The 14876-nt window shown below is 45.2% G+C and carries 18 protein-coding genes and 1 pseudogene; 12 read left to right on the top strand and 7 right to left on the bottom strand.

The window, feature by feature from the left end; all coding sequences use genetic code 11:
• Entirely contained in the window at nucleotides 1-543 is a 543-nt protein-coding gene (locus tag M5J74_RS14140) for an OsmC family protein (RefSeq protein WP_015154734.1), read from the bottom strand.
• Nucleotides 544-596: 53 nt separating this feature from the next.
• Between M5J74_RS14140 and M5J74_RS14135 the strand changes: the two genes are divergently transcribed.
• The 3 genes and pseudogenes from M5J74_RS14135 to M5J74_RS32725 all read left to right on the top strand — a co-directional run bounded on the left by M5J74_RS14135 (nucleotide 597) and on the right by M5J74_RS32725 (nucleotide 2046).
• Nucleotides 597-788, top strand: a complete 192-nt coding sequence (locus M5J74_RS14135) for a hypothetical protein (RefSeq protein WP_250017018.1) — start codon at nucleotides 597-599, stop codon at nucleotides 786-788.
• A 158-nt stretch (nucleotides 789-946) separates the two neighbouring features.
• Nucleotides 947-1713: pseudogene (locus M5J74_RS33440) on the top strand (peptidase).
• Between the two features lie 198 nt (nucleotides 1714-1911).
• Entirely contained in the window at nucleotides 1912-2046 is a 135-nt protein-coding gene (locus M5J74_RS32725) for a hypothetical protein (RefSeq protein WP_015154731.1), read from the top strand.
• Between the two features lie 53 nt (nucleotides 2047-2099).
• Here M5J74_RS32725 and M5J74_RS14120 read toward each other — a convergent pair whose 3' ends face one another.
• Nucleotides 2100-3083, bottom strand: a complete 984-nt coding sequence (locus M5J74_RS14120; protein WP_106167690.1) for a Rieske 2Fe-2S domain-containing protein — start codon at nucleotides 3081-3083, stop codon at nucleotides 2100-2102.
• An 80-nt stretch (nucleotides 3084-3163) separates the two neighbouring features.
• Nucleotides 3164-3433: a hypothetical protein gene (locus M5J74_RS14115; protein WP_015154729.1), complete on the bottom strand. Its 270-nt coding sequence runs from the start codon at nucleotides 3431-3433 to the stop codon at nucleotides 3164-3166.
• A gap of 56 nt (nucleotides 3434-3489) precedes the next feature.
• Here M5J74_RS14115 and M5J74_RS14110 point away from each other — a divergent pair, with 56 nt between their 5' ends.
• Genes M5J74_RS14110 through M5J74_RS14090 form a run of 5 tightly spaced genes read left to right on the top strand, consistent with a single transcriptional unit; the run spans nucleotide 3490 to nucleotide 5213 of the window.
• Complete coding sequence (locus M5J74_RS14110) at nucleotides 3490-3756, top strand: type II toxin-antitoxin system ParD family antitoxin (RefSeq protein ID WP_015154728.1); 267 nt, start codon at nucleotides 3490-3492, stop codon at nucleotides 3754-3756.
• Entirely contained in the window at nucleotides 3753-4058 is a 306-nt protein-coding gene (locus tag M5J74_RS14105) for a type II toxin-antitoxin system RelE/ParE family toxin (protein ID WP_015154727.1), read from the top strand. The genes M5J74_RS14110 and M5J74_RS14105 overlap by 4 nt, the downstream gene beginning before the upstream one ends.
• Nucleotides 4059-4063: 5 nt before the next feature.
• Nucleotides 4064-4693 (top strand): TetR/AcrR family transcriptional regulator, encoded by a 630-nt coding sequence (locus M5J74_RS14100; protein WP_250017015.1) that lies wholly within the window; start codon nucleotides 4064-4066, stop codon nucleotides 4691-4693.
• Nucleotides 4694-4750: 57 nt separating this feature from the next.
• Nucleotides 4751-5002, top strand: a complete 252-nt coding sequence (locus M5J74_RS14095; RefSeq protein ID WP_199755403.1) for a type II toxin-antitoxin system HicA family toxin — start codon at nucleotides 4751-4753, stop codon at nucleotides 5000-5002.
• Complete coding sequence (locus M5J74_RS14090; protein ID WP_015154725.1) at nucleotides 4995-5213, top strand: type II toxin-antitoxin system HicB family antitoxin; 219 nt, start codon at nucleotides 4995-4997, stop codon at nucleotides 5211-5213. Before M5J74_RS14095 ends, M5J74_RS14090 begins: the two co-directional genes overlap by 8 nt.
• 1 nt (nucleotide 5214) lies before the next feature.
• On the opposite strand, the gene M5J74_RS14085 is transcribed toward M5J74_RS14090, so the two are convergent.
• On the bottom strand, nucleotides 5215-6468 hold the full coding sequence (locus M5J74_RS14085) for a VWA domain-containing protein (RefSeq protein WP_015154724.1): 1254 nt from the start codon (nucleotides 6466-6468) through the stop codon (nucleotides 5215-5217).
• A 262-nt stretch (nucleotides 6469-6730) separates the two neighbouring features.
• Here M5J74_RS14085 and M5J74_RS14080 point away from each other — a divergent pair, with 262 nt between their 5' ends.
• From M5J74_RS14080 to M5J74_RS14070, 3 genes are all read left to right on the top strand, one after another.
• Nucleotides 6731-7390 (top strand): ATP-dependent Clp protease proteolytic subunit, encoded by a 660-nt coding sequence (locus M5J74_RS14080; RefSeq protein WP_015154723.1) that lies wholly within the window; start codon nucleotides 6731-6733, stop codon nucleotides 7388-7390.
• An 80-nt stretch (nucleotides 7391-7470) separates the two neighbouring features.
• Nucleotides 7471-8064, top strand: coding sequence for an ATP-dependent Clp protease proteolytic subunit (locus tag M5J74_RS14075; protein ID WP_015154722.1), 594 nt, complete (start codon nucleotides 7471-7473; stop codon nucleotides 8062-8064).
• Between the two features lie 137 nt (nucleotides 8065-8201).
• Nucleotides 8202-8513, top strand: a complete 312-nt coding sequence (locus M5J74_RS14070; RefSeq protein ID WP_250017014.1) for a MoaD/ThiS family protein — start codon at nucleotides 8202-8204, stop codon at nucleotides 8511-8513.
• Here M5J74_RS14070 and M5J74_RS14065 read toward each other — a convergent pair.
• Nucleotides 8510-9205 (bottom strand): 2,3-bisphosphoglycerate-dependent phosphoglycerate mutase, encoded by a 696-nt coding sequence (locus M5J74_RS14065; RefSeq protein ID WP_015154720.1) that lies wholly within the window; start codon nucleotides 9203-9205, stop codon nucleotides 8510-8512. The two genes, M5J74_RS14070 and M5J74_RS14065, sit on opposite strands and share 4 nt — an antisense overlap.
• A gap of 84 nt (nucleotides 9206-9289) precedes the next feature.
• On the opposite strand from M5J74_RS14065, the gene M5J74_RS14060 reads away from it, so the two are divergent.
• Nucleotides 9290-9973: a Uma2 family endonuclease gene (locus M5J74_RS14060; RefSeq protein ID WP_106167687.1), complete on the top strand. Its 684-nt coding sequence runs from the start codon at nucleotides 9290-9292 to the stop codon at nucleotides 9971-9973.
• A 111-nt stretch (nucleotides 9974-10084) separates the two neighbouring features.
• Here M5J74_RS14060 and carB read toward each other — a convergent pair whose 3' ends face one another.
• Nucleotides 10085-13456 carry a carbamoyl-phosphate synthase large subunit gene (gene carB / locus M5J74_RS14055; protein WP_250017013.1) on the bottom strand — a complete coding sequence of 1124 codons (3372 nt, stop codon included), beginning with the start codon at nucleotides 13454-13456 and terminating at the stop codon, nucleotides 10085-10087.
• A gap of 161 nt (nucleotides 13457-13617) precedes the next feature.
• A complete protein-coding gene (locus M5J74_RS14050) occupies nucleotides 13618-14874 on the bottom strand; it encodes an argininosuccinate synthase (protein ID WP_250017012.1) in 1257 nt (418 codons plus the stop codon).
• Between the last annotated feature and the right edge of the window lie 2 nt (nucleotides 14875-14876).

Raw genomic sequence — 14876 nt, 5'->3', positions numbered from 1 at the left:
TCACTTAAGAGCAACATCTACATTTACGGGTAAGCGAAATGTGTTGGCAACTGGCGACCAAAAATTTGCATGAGCCACTAGATCTTCTAGTTCCTCTTTGCTAGCATCTCCTTCTAAATCCACTTTGACGCGGACATCGGTGAATCCCAACCGCTTCTCTGCTAAGTCACCAATTCCCCAGACACCCGTGATATTGATGTCACCTTCTAGTTCCAGTTCTAGTTTTGTGAGCGTAATTCCCCGCATGACTGCGTTAGCATGAATACCCACTGATAAGCACGAACCCAGACAGGCTAGCATTGCTTCTGATGGATTGGGTGCTGTGTCTTGCCCTAGCAGGGTGGGAGGTTCGTCAATAACGTGTTCTGGTAAGTCTCGAACGTAGGTTAAATTGCGAAATTGTCCTTCACAAACCGTCTTCACCTTCAAGGACTTGACAACATTAGGATTTGCCTTAGCAGTCACCGCTAATTTCTCTAGCCCTTCTTTACTCACCGGACGCAGCGGCGCTTTTACTTCTGCCTTGACAGTAGTTTCAGTCATAGCCCTGACTCAATTAGAATGTTCTATCTAATTCAACCAGACTTTGTTTGGTAATGCAGTACACTAAGTTACCAAATGAGGGGAGCAGGGGGACAAGGGGGACAAGGGAGAGGGGGACAAGGGGGACAAGGGGGACAAGGGGGACAAGGGGGACAAGGGGCGAAGGGGGACAAGGGGGACAAGGGGGACAAGGAAGCAGAGAGCAGGTGGGCTTTGTGTGCAGGTGGGCAGAGGAGATAAAATAACTAACTGGTCAGGAGTCAGGAGTCAGGAGTCACCCCACACCCTACACCCTACACCCCTTCTTCACGCACCACTCACCACGCACCACGCAATTACCCATTACCCATTACCACTTACAATTACTGTAAAATTTTATAGTCAAAAATGACCCAAAACTATTGTGACTTACTGCCTGGGCATCATTACCAAACACGGTTTAGTTATGGCGGCGGACTCGCGCACGAATGCCGGGGTAGACTACGTATCTACATATCAAAAGCTATTTGATTTTTCCCAGCCAGGAGAACGGGTCATTCTGCTCTGTACGGCAGGAAATCTTTCGGTGACGCAAGGCGCGATCGCGCAGATGCATAGAGATATTAGAATTCCAGAAGAGGCTAATTTACATACCCTGCCAACACTCTACGATGTCGCCCGCTACATTGGAGCTAAAATTCGGCAGATTCAAGAACAAGACCGGGTATGGCTGAAGCAAGATGGTATCGATGTCCAATGTACTCTGCTTTTGGGGGACAAATTCAGGGACAACCGCCAGAACTATACATGATTTACAGTCAAGGCAACTGCATTCATGCCACTTCAGAAACTCCATTTATGCAAGTCGGCGAGACTAAGTACGGGAAACCCATTCTAGACCGCATACTGGATTTTAACACGACATTGGAAGCAGCAGCTAAGTGTGCGTTGTTGTCGATTGACTCTACGATGAAGTCTAATATTTCTGTGGGACCGCCAATTAATTTAGTGGTGTATGAAAAGGACTCTTTCAAAGTCCAACACGATTTGCGGTTGCGGTTGGGTGCGCCATATCTCACTAAAATTCGCAAGCAGTGGGAGACTTCGTTGCGGGAAGCCTTTGAGCGAATGCCTGATATTGATTGGGAACGCGATACGGGTGGAAATGTGGAAGAGTTTCTCGATCCTTAAATTGATTATGCGTTTGCGGAATCAAGGTGTGTTGTCCTGTTGTAAAATTCAAGAGAATTTGGCGATCGCAATTTAATCCACGTCACCAATTCTTCACATTTTCACAAACTATTCACCAAAGATTTCTGCTTTCTTCACAAACTATTCACCATTTTGGTTTAACTTCAAAATTAATCAGTAACAGAGGAGATTCACACCATGACTTCCTACATTCCTTTTGAAAACGCACTTATATTCCTAGCTGCTGCTTATTTGGCTTCTGTTTTCGGAATTATGGCTGTTTCTCAATTCTGCTTAGCAGTTATTGAAACTTCTGAAGAATCAGTCAAATAATTTGACAAATAGTATGTCTTGATACAGTATTTTTTAAAGCAACGTGCATACTGTTATCGAGAAAAATTTGGCTCTACAATTGCTGGAAAGTTAGCATAGTTGCGCCGCACCCAATCCATACCCACCTCGTTATTGAGTTTAATGTGTTGAGGTGTGTTGGTATAAAGTTTACTTAAGATATCTGCATCTTGCTCGATGACGACTTCTACTAGTCGCAAGAGGTTTCGTTTAATTAAATGAGCAATCGGGTGATGTGCTTTCACGAACATCAGAACGTAGACGCGAGAGTGAGTTTCTGATTCGGGAAGGTAAAAATGGCATTCTTTTAAGCTTAAAAGTGGACTCTCGCCGTGTACCATGCCCATGAATGGAAAGAAGTTTTCTAAATGAGCTTCTAATACTTGAGGCATTGCCAAGAGTCCAGGGTTTTTGAGAATATCTTGTAGATTTGGTTTTTTTCGCAGTTGTGCAATGTAGGCATGGGAATGCAATCCATCGTCAATAAACTGCTTCAGTTGAACTTCCTCAATTTCAAATAGCGATCGATGAGTGCCGTTTTGGTGGTTGTAGTCGTGCATATTTAGCAGTAGACTGAGAAAGTTGGTCTTAATACTGCGATCGCCCGTGTAACCGACAAATTCATACTCTGCTGCAATTTCGTTTAAAATTGTCGGAATTGGGATTATAGGCTCAAATCCACCGTAAGACCAAATAAAATCGCCTTGTACGATTAATTCTAACGGTTGTAATAAAGATTTAGTCGGTTTGTTAGTACCTGGTAAAACCGTACAGCCAGTATTATCAAATTCTAAGGCATGAAACGGACATGCGATCGCGCTACTACCATCAGATTTTTTCACGCACCACCCTTCCGATAACATTGCACCCATATGCGGACATGCATTCGGCAAGCAACAAATGTTACCCGTACTATCCTGCCAAAGTACGTAGTCTTTACCGTAAAGCGACACCTTCATCGGCTGATTCGGCTTGAGCATAGAACGGTGCGCTAGCAGCCAGGGTGCGCCTTGTAGCATGATGCAAACTGCCTTGAAAATAACTTACTAATTAATTAGTAAGTTTAGAGAGATGAAGGGGCGATCGTCAAGCAATTTAGCTATTCTGATAACAGCTCGACAATTGGAAGATCTGCATAAGCAGCACGAATATCTTCTAAATTGCCAGGATTATAAGTATCCTGCCAAGAAAGCAAAAAGCGAGAGCCGATGTTTCTCAAGTTTGGTGGAATAGAAGATGTGGAGATCTCCCAATACCATTCTCCATCTAACATCCCTTTTCTAACTAGACGCTCAAGAATAACTCTTGTATAGCCACCATCTAAATGAAAATCAACCCTGACAGGTTCAAACCGCCAATACAGGCTCATAGAGTAAGTTAGGCTCGGCAGATACCTTATGATAAAGGTAAACAAAAATATTCAGTATGAATATCACCTTAAAACCAGAGCAAGAAAAGATAGTCCAGACTTTGCTGGCATCAGGTAAATTTAAGAATGTTGATGAAGTCATTCAAGCAGCACTGCACCTGCTAGAAGAAGATGATCGTGAATACCAGCAGTGGATGATTGAAACTCGCGCTAAGGTTGAGGAAGGAATCGCATCGCTCGAACGTGGGGAAGGAATCGATGGTGAAACATTTGTCAACCAGTTGTTAACAAAGTTCAAGCAGGCAAGAGAAGCTCAGCAATGAGTCAGTATATTATTTCTCAACCTGCCTCCCGCGATTTGCAAGACATTCTAAACTATTTTGCAGTAGAAAATGTAAATGCTAGTGAGCGCTTTCTACAGTCGTTCAATAAAAAATGTCAGCAGCTCGTTAGTTTTCCTAATATGGGACGACAGTATGATAATTTACGTCTCGGCTTACGAGGACTACCGTTAGATGGGTATATTATCCTCTATCAAGTTGGAAAAGATAGAATTGAAATCGTCAGAGTTGTGAGTGGTAAACGCAATTTAGAAACTCTGTTTGCAAATCCAGAAGAGGAATAGCAAACATGGCGCGATCGCACCCTATTAAAAAACAATTTCGAGATGCAGAAGCGACACAAAAACAGATTCTTGATGCCGCAGAATTAGAGTTTGCCAGACACGGAATTAAAGGTGCTAGAATGAGCGATATTGCCGATCGCGCTCAAATTACAACTGCGACAATTCACTACTATTTCGAGAACAAAGAAGGTTTATACAAAGCAGTTTTACAGCGTCCAGTTAACGAAGTTCAGGCGATGGTAAGTCAACTAAAACTAAACGATTTATCACCAGAAGAAGCACTCAAACAAATTATTCGAGTTGCGATCGCCTACGAAGCAAAAAACCCTCATCGTCAGATGCTTTGGTTTCAAGAAGCTAGTCAAAATCAAGGTTTTTATTTTAAACAAAGTAACGTAGAAAGTCTACATGAACATTTAATCCAAGTTCTGAATCGTGGTATGAAAGCAGGTTGTTTTCGTCCCCTCGAACCATTTTTAACATTAACTCATATTTTAAGCGTTTGTCTTTTTTACTTTACCGTACACGAAAATTGGAAACATTTAAATTCTGGGAGCGATCGCCTTAGTCAGGAAATGGTAGAAAAACATACTGAGGCAGCAATTGAATTTATTTTGGCAGCGGTAAAAAACTAATCTGAATCTGCCGAACAATATTTATCTATCTCAAACGTCATGTACATTTTATAATAATTGCTTCCTGAGAGTATACTTAAAATAACGCCAAGAAAAATTAGGGAGCTGAAACAAACGCTACGCCGAGCAGGTTTTACAGAACTTCCAGGCAAAGGAAGCCATACAAACTGGATACATCCTTTATATTCGGGAAAATTAACTATTTCTGGCAATGACGGAGCAGATGCTAAACCATACCAAGAAAAAGAAATTCAGCAAGCTATTCAAGAAATAGAAACTAGACAACAGGAATCGCACGAAGATGAGTGAAATGAAGTATAAGATGGTGATTCAATGGTCGAATGAAGATAACTGCTTTTTGGTAGGTTTTCCTGATTTTCCCGGGCAGACTTGGCGGACTCATGGAGCTACATATGAGTCAGCTGTAGCAAATGGTAGAGAAGCCTTAGAATCCCTGATAATGGCTTATGAAGCAACAGGCGAACCACTACCACAACCGACTATTCATCAAGCTGCATAGTTCATCCTTCTTGATCCTGCAACACTGTTTTTGACACGATGCGAGTTTTCTTGCGATCGCTTTCTGAAAGTTCTTCTCCCGACTGCAAGCGCGTGGCGTTATCTTGCAACACAGTAGCGGCACTGCGATCGCCCATTTGCAAGGCAGTTTTAGCCGCAGTTTGTAACATTGTCGCCGCGCCAGCGCGATCGCCTTGTTGTAATTTCAATTCGGCTAGCTGTGTTTGACGATATTTAGCCAATGCCAAAACATATTGCTGTACTTGCGGATTATTTACAGGTTTATAATCCCGTACCACGTTAATTTCTACCGGAATATTGTCAGAGAGCAAATTAGTTTGGTCAACCGCCGGATCGTCATAGCAGATTTGGACGCTAGCAATCGTGTGTTTGCCTTCCGGTAACTGACTGATATACATATTTGCTAACACCACCCGTTCGGAGTCCTTCATCAAGTCTCCCAAGCGCACGGTGTAACGTCCGTAGGTATCTTGTTGTATGGGTAATTCAATTGCATCTGGCGCAACTTGGGCAATCGGCTTGAGTTCGGCGAGTCGTACTTTAGGAATAAACGATAATAGCAGGTAAGCATTTGTCAATTCCACGGCTTGAATGCGATCGAATAACCGCCCGAACTCCTCTAGAATTTGCTCTGGGTGTTGGATGTAAGATAAACCGCCACCGCCCGCATCGGCAATTTTTTCTAAAATATCTTGGTTCCAATAATCGCCAAAGCCTAAAGTGTTGAGGGTTAAGTTGTAGCTAGCTGCCAGTTGTGCCAATTTCAGACAGCGATCGTTGTCACCGTGTTCGTTTTCTCCATCCGTAAGTAAAAACGCCTGGGAAATGGCTTCTTTCTTGCCTTTCCCTAGTTCTTCAATTCCCAATTTCAGCCCTTCATCGATCGCCGTGCCACCTTCAGCATATAAACGGTCGATTTGCCGTTTAATATAGTCAGGATTGTTAACCGTTTGGTTGGGTACGATTACCTTGGCGCGGTGATCGAAAACGACAATTGAGAGGCGATCTTCTGGCTGGAGTCGATCGACTAGTGTTTGTGCCGCTTGTTTCACCGTTTCAATCGGTTGTCCCTTCATCGAACCACTTTGGTCGAGAATTAAGCAAAGATTAAGCGGAACTTGCCGCTGCGAATTATTTGCGATCGCAGAAATTGATACAGCCAATTGTCGCTGACTTGTAGCTTGATGTGCGTCTAAATTGACATCGTTCAGGGTAGGCTGCAAGCTAACCTTCATACCTTTCGTCCTATCTAACCAGATGTGATATCAACTGCTCCACAGCCCCATACTGTTGCTACGGAAAAGTTATGTTAAGTCCATCTCTATTGTCAATTACAGAATATCCTATGTGCTTCTATCTCGGATGCGATCGCAACCTCAAATCCATACCTGAGATTTCCGGGTGAGGAATCCGTACCCCTTTTCAACTCATCCTCAAGCTAGGATTACACTATCAGATAATGTCATTATTGCATTATTGTAACCGTCTGGATTTGCTATGGTTTCACCGATTAAAGCCGTTCAAGCCCCCTACTATGGCGATAACTTCTACCGCACGCCACCGCCAGACTTACCCTCTTTACTACTCAAAGAGCGGATTGTCTATCTTGGTATGCCCCTCGTACCCGCCGTCACCGAATTAATTATTGCCGAATTACTCTATTTGCAATCTGACGATCCAGACAAGCCGATCAAAATCTACATCAACTCTACAGGTACGTCTAGCTACAATGGCGAACCCATCGGCTTTGAAACTGAAGCCTTTGCCATTTACGACACGCTGAGATACATTAAACCCCCCGTTCACACCATTTGTATCGGCTCGGCGATGGGAATGGCAGCAATGCTGCTTTCAGCTGGAACTCCAGGTTGTCGTGCTAGTCTGCCCAATGCCAACATTATTTTGCACCAACCCAAAAGCTACGCCCAAGGACAAGCTACAGATATTCAAATTCGAGCGAAAGAAGTGTTGGCAAATAAGGCAACACTGTTAGATATTTTGGCAAAAACGACTGGACAGCCGATTGAAAAAATTGGCAAAGATATGGATCGGCTATTTTACTTAACTCCTCAGCAGGCGAAAGAATACGGTCTGATCGATCGCGTCTTGGAGAAACAAGACTTAGCCAATCCTCCCCTACCAGCTGGAGTCATCTAGCTTGTCATTTGTCATTGGTCATTGGTCATTTGCGAACAACCAATAACCAACAACCAACAATCAACAATGGAGTAGCTCATATGCCTATCGGTGTACCAAAGGTTCCCTATCGGATGCCAGGGGAACAATACACTCAGTGGATTGATATTTACAACCGCCTCTATAGAGAACGAATCATTTTCTTAGGACGCGATGTAGACGACGAAATTGCCAACCAAATTATTGCGGTTATGCTTTATTTGGATTCGGAAGATCCAGGCAAAGATATTTCCTTATACATCAATTCCCCGGGGGGAATGGTGACATCTGGGATGGCAATTTATGACACGATGCAACACATCAAATCTGATGTAATTACAATTTGTGTTGGCTTAGCTGCATCAATGGGGTCTTTCCTACTTGCTGCAGGTACAAAAGGCAAGCGTCTTGCCTTACCTCACTCGCGAATTATGATCCACCAACCATCAGGTGGGACTCGCGGACAAGCATCAGATATTGAAATTGAAGCGCGGGAAATCTTACGAATTCGCGGTCAGTTAAACCAGATTTATGCTAACAATACAGGTCAACCTCTAGAAAAAATTGAAAAAGACATGGATCGTGACTTCTTCATGTCAGCAGAGGAAGCCAAAGCATACGGTCTAATCGATCACGTAGTCGAAGAACGTCCGTAGTAGTTAGTAATTAGCCATTAGCTGTTAGCAAATAACTAATGGCTACTCTCTTTTTTGCGCCTACTCTACTCTTCGAGAAGGGCTTCGCCCTACGAGAACGCTTTGCGCCTTTGCGTCTTTGCGTGACATAATCTAATATGACTAACACCCTCAAAGTCACAATTAAACTTTTCGCCGCCTATCAAGAAGCATACGGCAAATCGGAACTGGCACTAGAATTTCCTCAGAATACACCAGTTGCAGCAGTACGCGAGCGCCTGATCTCCGAACATCCACAGTTATCTCAGTGGCGCGACGTGACTCGCTTTGGGATCAATTTACAATTCGTCGAACCCGATACTCTCCTTCAGGACGGAGATGAGGTGGTGTTGATTCCCCCGTCAGCGGTGGTTAGTGAGAGAAGTCAAAAGTTAAAAGTTAAAAGTCAAAAATTTAATTTAAAGATTTAATTTAAAATAATTTTATTTGTTGCCTGTCCGGTGTTATCCACATCATAAATAATTGGTACACCTGTAGCGAGTTCTAGATTCGGAATTAGTTCGGGACTGAGGCGATCGAGTTGCATAATAATAGAGCGAAGAGAATTGCCGTGGGCTGCAACTAAAACATTATCTCCCTGTTTTAGCTGGGTAAGAATGCGGCTGTGGAAAAAAGGAAGAGTGCGCTGCATTGTATCTTCTAGACTCTCGCCGCCAGGAGGACGCATGGAAAAAGATCTTCGCCATGCTTGTACCACATCCGCACCATATTTTTCGGCTGTCTGCGCTTTATTTAATCCCTGCAAATCCCCATAAAAACGCTCGTCCAGTGCCATGCTGGGAATAATAGGAAGTTCGCAACTTGAATTACCTTCATACTTATCCCAACCGTGCCAGTGCGGATCGTCGGCTTCGTGTTTCAGTACGGGATTTTTCCCAGCACAAATTTCTTCAAATTCCGTCAGGCAAATAATCGCAGTTTCAATTGCCCGAATTAATAAGCTGGTAAAGCAAATATCAACTCGATAATCTCTCAGTTTATAAGCTGCCTTTGTTGCCTCCAATCGCCCTAATTTACTCAAAGGCACATCTACCCAACCTGTAAATTTGTTGGCAGCATTCCAGATACTTTGTCCGTGTCGGATGAGGATGAGTTTGGACATATTATTGTCTGTAAGTGGTAGAGTCAAAATGACTCTATATTCTCGCAGTAGAACCACAAAAGGAAACGCGATCGCTCTGCCGCTATGTTAACCAGTATTACTAACTATGAAATCACCTGGGAAAAGTTACCAGATGACTTTGTTTTAGACGACGAACCCGTGGATAACATCAACCAGCCGTCTCTAGCTGCGGCTTTGACTGAAAGCTTAGAAATAGCTGGGAAGGTTCCTCCCAATGCTTTAACTACCACTAATTATGGTATCTGTGCCGCAGTAAATCAAAAGTTTGTCGTCAAAGCTCCAGATTGGGCATATATACCCGCAATACGAGTTCCTAGAGAAGAAGTTAAGCGCAGTTACACTCCTCAACTCCAAGGGGAAGTTCCAGTCATTGTAATGGAATTCCTTTCGGATACCGAAGGCGGTGAATATTCAATTAAACCTACATATCCGCCCGGAAAATGGTTTTTTTACGAACAAGTGCTAAGAGTTACCCACTACATTATTTTTGAACCAGATACAGGAGAAATAGAAGCTTATCAGTTAGATGATGGGCGATATCAAATCCGCACTCCAGATGAAAATAACCGTTACTGGATTGCTCAAATTGGTTTATTTCTGGGAGTGTGGCAAGGAACGAGAGAGAATAGAACGGGTTATTGGTTGAGATGGTGGGATGAAAACGGGCGGTTGTTACTGTGGGGGCTTGAGAAAGCCGAAAGATTAGCCGCTCAACTTAGAGCAGCAGGGATTGAACCAGAAGTATGAGCGTAGGCGAGGAGTAAGGAGTGAGGGTAATACTAGTTTGCTTTTTGACTACGGCAAAAGAGATCCCCCAACCCCCCTTTTTAAGAGGGGCTAGGAAAGCTGCTTGTGCCTCTAGGCTGAAGTAGAAGAGACAAGAGAATCATTTTTCTGCTTGTTTTGAGCTGCTCCCTGGCTTGCTTCTGCCGTGTAATCCTGAATTGCCTTTACGGTGAGAGACTGAGATTTGAGCGCCCGAATAGCTGCTGCTGTAGCCCGCGCCCCTGCGATTGTCGTGATAATGGGAATCTTGTAGGTGAGCGCCGATCGCCGAATCAATTTAGCATCAGTTTGCGCCTCTTCACCAGAAGGCGTATTGATAATCAACTGAATGTTGTGATTCTTAATCGCGTCGAGGACGTGGGGTCTACCTTCATGCAACTTTAGAATTAACCCCACCTTTAGACCGTGTTCTTGCAACACTCGACGAGTGCCATCGGTGGCAATGACATCAAACCCTAATTCAATCAAATCCCTAACTACAGGCACGACTAGAGGCTTATCGCGCTCGTTACAAGTCACAAATACAGTTCCTTCTAGGGGTAGGACTTCTCCAGCTCCCAATTCAGCTTTAGCATAAGCTAAGCCAAAATCGCGATCGATTCCCATCACCTCGCCTGTCGATCGCATTTCGGGACCGAGTAACGTATCTGTCCCAGGAAACTTCTTAAATGGTAATACCGCTTCCTTAACCGCAATATGATTTAACTTCGGTTCCTCGCTCAAGCCCAATTGTGCTAAGTTTTGCCCTGCCATCACTAACGAAGCTAACTTAGCAAGTGGGACTCCGGTTGCTTTGGAGACAAACGGCACTGTCCGCGAAGCACGCGGATTTGCTTCTAAGATATAAACTTGCGGGTTATAGGTGTGCGCTCCCACTACAGCAAATTGAATATTCATCAAACCAACAACTTTGAGCGCTTTGGCTAGTTGTATGGTTTGAGTGCGAATTTTCTCTAATACCGGAGTTGGTAAGGAAATCGCAGGGAGAGTACAAGCCGAATCGCCAGAGTGAATTCCTGCTTGCTCGATATGTTCCATTACCCCACCAATGACAACTTTACCTGTAGTATCGGCGATCGCATCGACATCTACTTCGATCGCATTTTCTAAAAACTTGTCGATTAAAATCGGATGCTCCGGCTCTACCTGCACCGCAAAGGTCATGTAACGCTCTAATTCAGTGTCAGAATAAACAATTTCCATCGCCCGTCCGCCCAAAACGTAACTCGGACGTACCACCACCGGATAACCAATCTTCTGAGCCACTATCAGGGCATCTTCATAACTGCGGGCAATACCATTAGGTGGCTGAGCAATATTTAAAGAATGCAGAATCTTTTCAAATTTTTCCCTATCTTCTGCCGTATCTATATCTTCGGGAGAAGTTCCCCAAATTTTGGTAGTTGGTAGTTGGTAGTTGGTAGTTGCTCCCTCAGCTCCCTGGGCTCCCTCAGCTCTCTTCTTCCCTGCTCCATGCAAATACTGCTGCAATGGTAATGCCAACTTCAGGGGCGTTTGTCCGCCAAATTGGACGATGATGCCGAGCGGTTTTTCGACTTCGATAATGTTGATGACATCTTCGAGTGTGAGGGGTTCAAAATAAAGGCGATCGCTGGTATCGTAGTCGGTGGAGACGGTTTCGGGATTGGAGTTCACCATAATCGTCTCGTAGCCAGCCCCTTTGAGGGCGTAGGCGGCGTGACAGCAGCAGTAATCGAATTCAATTCCCTGTCCGATCCGGTTGGGTCCGCCGCCCAAAATCATCACCTTGGGACGGTCTGAGGGACGAACTTCGGTTTCGCCGTCGTAGCTGGAGTAGTGGTAGGGAGTTAAGGCTTCAAACTCAGCAGCACAGGTATCGACAGTTTTGTAAACGGGAACGATACCGAGGCTTTGGCGATATTGCCGTACTCGATCTTCGCTAGTTTTGGTGGCAAAGGCAATTTGTTTGTCGCTAAATCCCTGCTGTTTGATGGCGTATAGTTGTTTGCCGTTCAGCGATTCTAAGGGAGTGCGTTTGAGCAGTTTTTCTGTTTCGAGCAGTTGTTGGAAAGAATCTAAAAACCAGGGATCGATCCCCGTAAGCTCGTAAATTTCTTCATTGCCCATGCCCAAAAGCATCGCTTGGCGCACGGCAAAAATGCGTTCTGGGTTAGGAGTACGCAAGTTGGCGCGAATTTGTTCGAGAGAAGGCAGTTTTTCTTGCTTGTCACAACCCCAACCGCTTCTACCCGTTTCTAAAGAACGTAAGGCTTTTTGGAAAGATTCGTTGAAGGTGCGCCCGATTGCCATTGCTTCTCCGACAGATTTCATTTGCGTGGTGAGTGTCGAATCTGAACCGGGAAATTTTTCAAAGGCGAAGCGGGGAATTTTGGTCACTACATAGTCTATCGTTGGTTCAAACGAAGCAGGAGTCTTTTTCGTGATGTCGTTGGCAATCTCGTCGAGAGTGTAACCGATCGCGAGTTTAGCAGCAATTTTGGCGATCGCAAATCCGGTGGCTTTGGATGCTAAAGCTGAAGAACGCGACACGCGGGGATTCATTTCGATCGCCACGACATCGCCGTTAGTGGGATTAATTGCAAATTGGATGTTAGAGCCACCCGTCTCCACTCCGATTTCGCGGATGATCCGTACCGAGTAGTCGCGCAGCCGTTGGTATTCTTTGTCAGTCAGAGTTTGAGCCGGAGCGACGGTGATGCTGTCTCCGGTGTGGATGCCCATCGGATCGATATTTTCGATGCTGCAAATAATGACGACGTTATCGGCACAATCGCGCATCACTTCTAATTCGTATTCTTTCCATCCAATTAAGGACTTGTCGATCAAAATTTGCGAGACAGGGGAAGCATCAAGTCCAGAGGTGGCGAGTTCGAGAAATTCTTCTTGGTTGTAGGCAATACCTCCACCCGTACCACCTAACGTGAAGGCAGGACGGACGATGAGAGGATACGAACCAATTTCTTGAGCAACATTTTTGGCTTCCTCTAAGTTGGAAGCAATACCACTGGGGCAAACAGCAACGCCGATTTTTGCCATCGCTTCGTTGAATTGCTGTCTGTCTTCAGCCTTTTCAATCGCGGCGAGGTTAGCGCCAATCAATTGTACGCCGTATTTTTCTAACGTGCCGTTTTTGGCAAGGCTAACGGCGAGGTTGAGGGCGGTTTGTCCACCCATCGTAGGTAAGAGTGCGTCGGGACGCTCTGATTCAATAACTTGGGTGACCAGTTCGGGGGTCAGCGGTTCGATGTAGGTGCGCTGTGCGGTTTCGGGATCGGTCATGATCGTGGCAGGATTGGAGTTAACCAAAATCACTTCGTATCCTTCTTCTCGCAAGGCTTTACACGCTTGCGTGCCTGAGTAGTCGAATTCGCACGCTTGTCCGATGACAATCGGTCCTGCTCCCAATAGTAGGATTTTTTTGATGTCAGAGCGCCTTGGCATAGTCCTTTCCTTTGAAGTGAGTAGTGAGTAGTCGGGAGTCGGGAGTCGGGAGTCGTAAAGAGGGCGTGGGGTGTGGGGTGTAGGGTGTGGTGCGTGGTGAGTCAATTCTCTCCCTCAGCTCCCTCAACTCCCTCAGCTCCCTCAGCTCCCTCAGCTCTCTTCTAGCCTCTCGTTTGTTGCGACCAAATGCGCGTTGGTAGCCCCCAGACGTAGATGAAGCCTTCAGCGGCTTTGTGGTCGAATTGGTCTTCGGCTCCGTAGGTTGCTAGTTCGGTGTTGTAGAGGGAGTTGTCCGATTTACGTCCGACAATGGTGGCGTTGCCTTTGAAGAGTTGGACGCGCACAGTACCGGAAACTCGCACTTGAGTTTGCTGGATAAAAGCATCGAGTGCGGCTTTGAGGGGACTATACCACTGTCCGTTGTAGACGAGTTGGCTGTAGGTTTCTTCAATTCCCCGCTTGTAGCGAGTGACATCAGCAGTCAAGGTGAGGCTTTCGAGGTCGCGGTGGGCTTGAATTAAAACTGTCATGGCAGGAGATTCGTAGATTTCCCGCGACTTGATTCCCACTAGGCGGTTTTCTACCATGTCAATGCGTCCTACGCCGTGGCTACCAGCGAGTTGATTGAGTCGATCGATCAGCATGACTGGCGCTAGGGTTTCGCCGTTTAAAGCGACTGGAACACCACCTGCAAAGGTAATTTCTACATATTCTGGCTGATTGGGAGTGTCAGCGATCGCCTTCGTCATTTGATAAATTTCTTCTGGCGGTTCTGCCCAAGGATCTTCCAAGATTCCAGCTTCGATCGCCAATCCCAACAAATTTTTATCTAAGCTGTAGGGAGAAGATTTTTTAACTGGAAAGGGAATATCGAACTTTTCGCCATAGGCGATCGTTTCTTCCCGACTCATACCCCATTCTCTAGCAGGGGCAAGAATTTTTAAATTTGGATTGAGCGCGCCAATGGAGACATCAAACCGTACTTGGTCGTTACCCTTACCCGTACAACCGTGGGCGATCGCATCTGCACCGTACTTTTCAGCCACTTCTACTAAGACTTTCGCAATTAACGGACGTGCTAAAGCTGTAGCGAGGGGATAGCGATTTTCATACAAGGCATTTGCTTGAATCGCTGGGAAGGCATACTCTCTCACGAATACATCTTGTACGTTTGCCACTAACGATTCATCTGCGCCCGATTGCAGTGCTTTTTGGCGGATTGGTTCGAGTTCGTCGCCTTGTCCTAAATCGACTGCTAGGGTAATGACTTCTTGCACGCCCCATTCATGCTTCAAGTAAGGAATACATACCGAAGTATCAACGCCCCCAGAATATGCTAGTACGGCACGCTTAGCCCGACCTGTGGAGTTATTGAGTTGGGAGCTGGTATTTGCTTTGAGATTAACTGGGGTTGTCATTT

The organism is Chroococcidiopsis sp. CCNUC1 (assembly GCF_023546805.1).
GTDB classification, from domain to species: Bacteria; Cyanobacteriota; Cyanobacteriia; order Cyanobacteriales; family Chroococcidiopsidaceae; genus Chroococcidiopsis; species Chroococcidiopsis thermalis.
Note: the sequence above shows the minus strand (reverse complement) of the source record. Positions and strands in the feature narration are given on the sequence as shown.

What these genes read in the sequence shown, in the direction of transcription:
- M5J74_RS14075 (WP_015154722.1), top strand. Translation starts at nt 7,471, where the DNA reads ATGCCTATCGGTGTACCAAAGGTTCCCTATCGGATGCCAGGGGAACAA.
- M5J74_RS14085 (WP_015154724.1), bottom strand. Translation starts at nt 6,468, where the DNA reads ATGAAGGTTAGCTTGCAGCCTACCCTGAACGATGTCAATTTAGACGCA.
- M5J74_RS14110 (WP_015154728.1), top strand. Translation starts at nt 3,490, where the DNA reads ATGAATATCACCTTAAAACCAGAGCAAGAAAAGATAGTCCAGACTTTG.
- M5J74_RS14115 (WP_015154729.1), bottom strand. Translation starts at nt 3,433, where the DNA reads ATGAGCCTGTATTGGCGGTTTGAACCTGTCAGGGTTGATTTTCATTTA.
- M5J74_RS14065 (WP_015154720.1), bottom strand. Translation starts at nt 9,205, where the DNA reads ATGTCCAAACTCATCCTCATCCGACACGGACAAAGTATCTGGAATGCT.
- M5J74_RS14105 (WP_015154727.1), top strand. Translation starts at nt 3,753, where the DNA reads ATGAGTCAGTATATTATTTCTCAACCTGCCTCCCGCGATTTGCAAGAC.
- M5J74_RS14120 (WP_106167690.1), bottom strand. Translation starts at nt 3,083, where the DNA reads ATGCTACAAGGCGCACCCTGGCTGCTAGCGCACCGTTCTATGCTCAAG.
- M5J74_RS14070 (WP_250017014.1), top strand. Translation starts at nt 8,202, where the DNA reads ATGACTAACACCCTCAAAGTCACAATTAAACTTTTCGCCGCCTATCAA.
- M5J74_RS14060 (WP_106167687.1), top strand. Translation starts at nt 9,290, where the DNA reads ATGTTAACCAGTATTACTAACTATGAAATCACCTGGGAAAAGTTACCA.
- M5J74_RS14100 (WP_250017015.1), top strand. Translation starts at nt 4,064, where the DNA reads ATGGCGCGATCGCACCCTATTAAAAAACAATTTCGAGATGCAGAAGCG.
- M5J74_RS14050 (WP_250017012.1), bottom strand. Translation starts at nt 14,874, where the DNA reads ATGACAACCCCAGTTAATCTCAAAGCAAATACCAGCTCCCAACTCAAT.
- M5J74_RS14135 (WP_250017018.1), top strand. Translation starts at nt 597, where the DNA reads ATGCAGTACACTAAGTTACCAAATGAGGGGAGCAGGGGGACAAGGGGG.
- M5J74_RS14080 (WP_015154723.1), top strand. Translation starts at nt 6,731, where the DNA reads ATGGTTTCACCGATTAAAGCCGTTCAAGCCCCCTACTATGGCGATAAC.
- carB (WP_250017013.1), bottom strand. Translation starts at nt 13,456, where the DNA reads ATGCCAAGGCGCTCTGACATCAAAAAAATCCTACTATTGGGAGCAGGA.
- M5J74_RS32725 (WP_015154731.1), top strand. Translation starts at nt 1,912, where the DNA reads ATGACTTCCTACATTCCTTTTGAAAACGCACTTATATTCCTAGCTGCT.
- M5J74_RS14140 (WP_015154734.1), bottom strand. Translation starts at nt 543, where the DNA reads ATGACTGAAACTACTGTCAAGGCAGAAGTAAAAGCGCCGCTGCGTCCG.
- M5J74_RS14090 (WP_015154725.1), top strand. Translation starts at nt 4,995, where the DNA reads ATGAGTGAAATGAAGTATAAGATGGTGATTCAATGGTCGAATGAAGAT.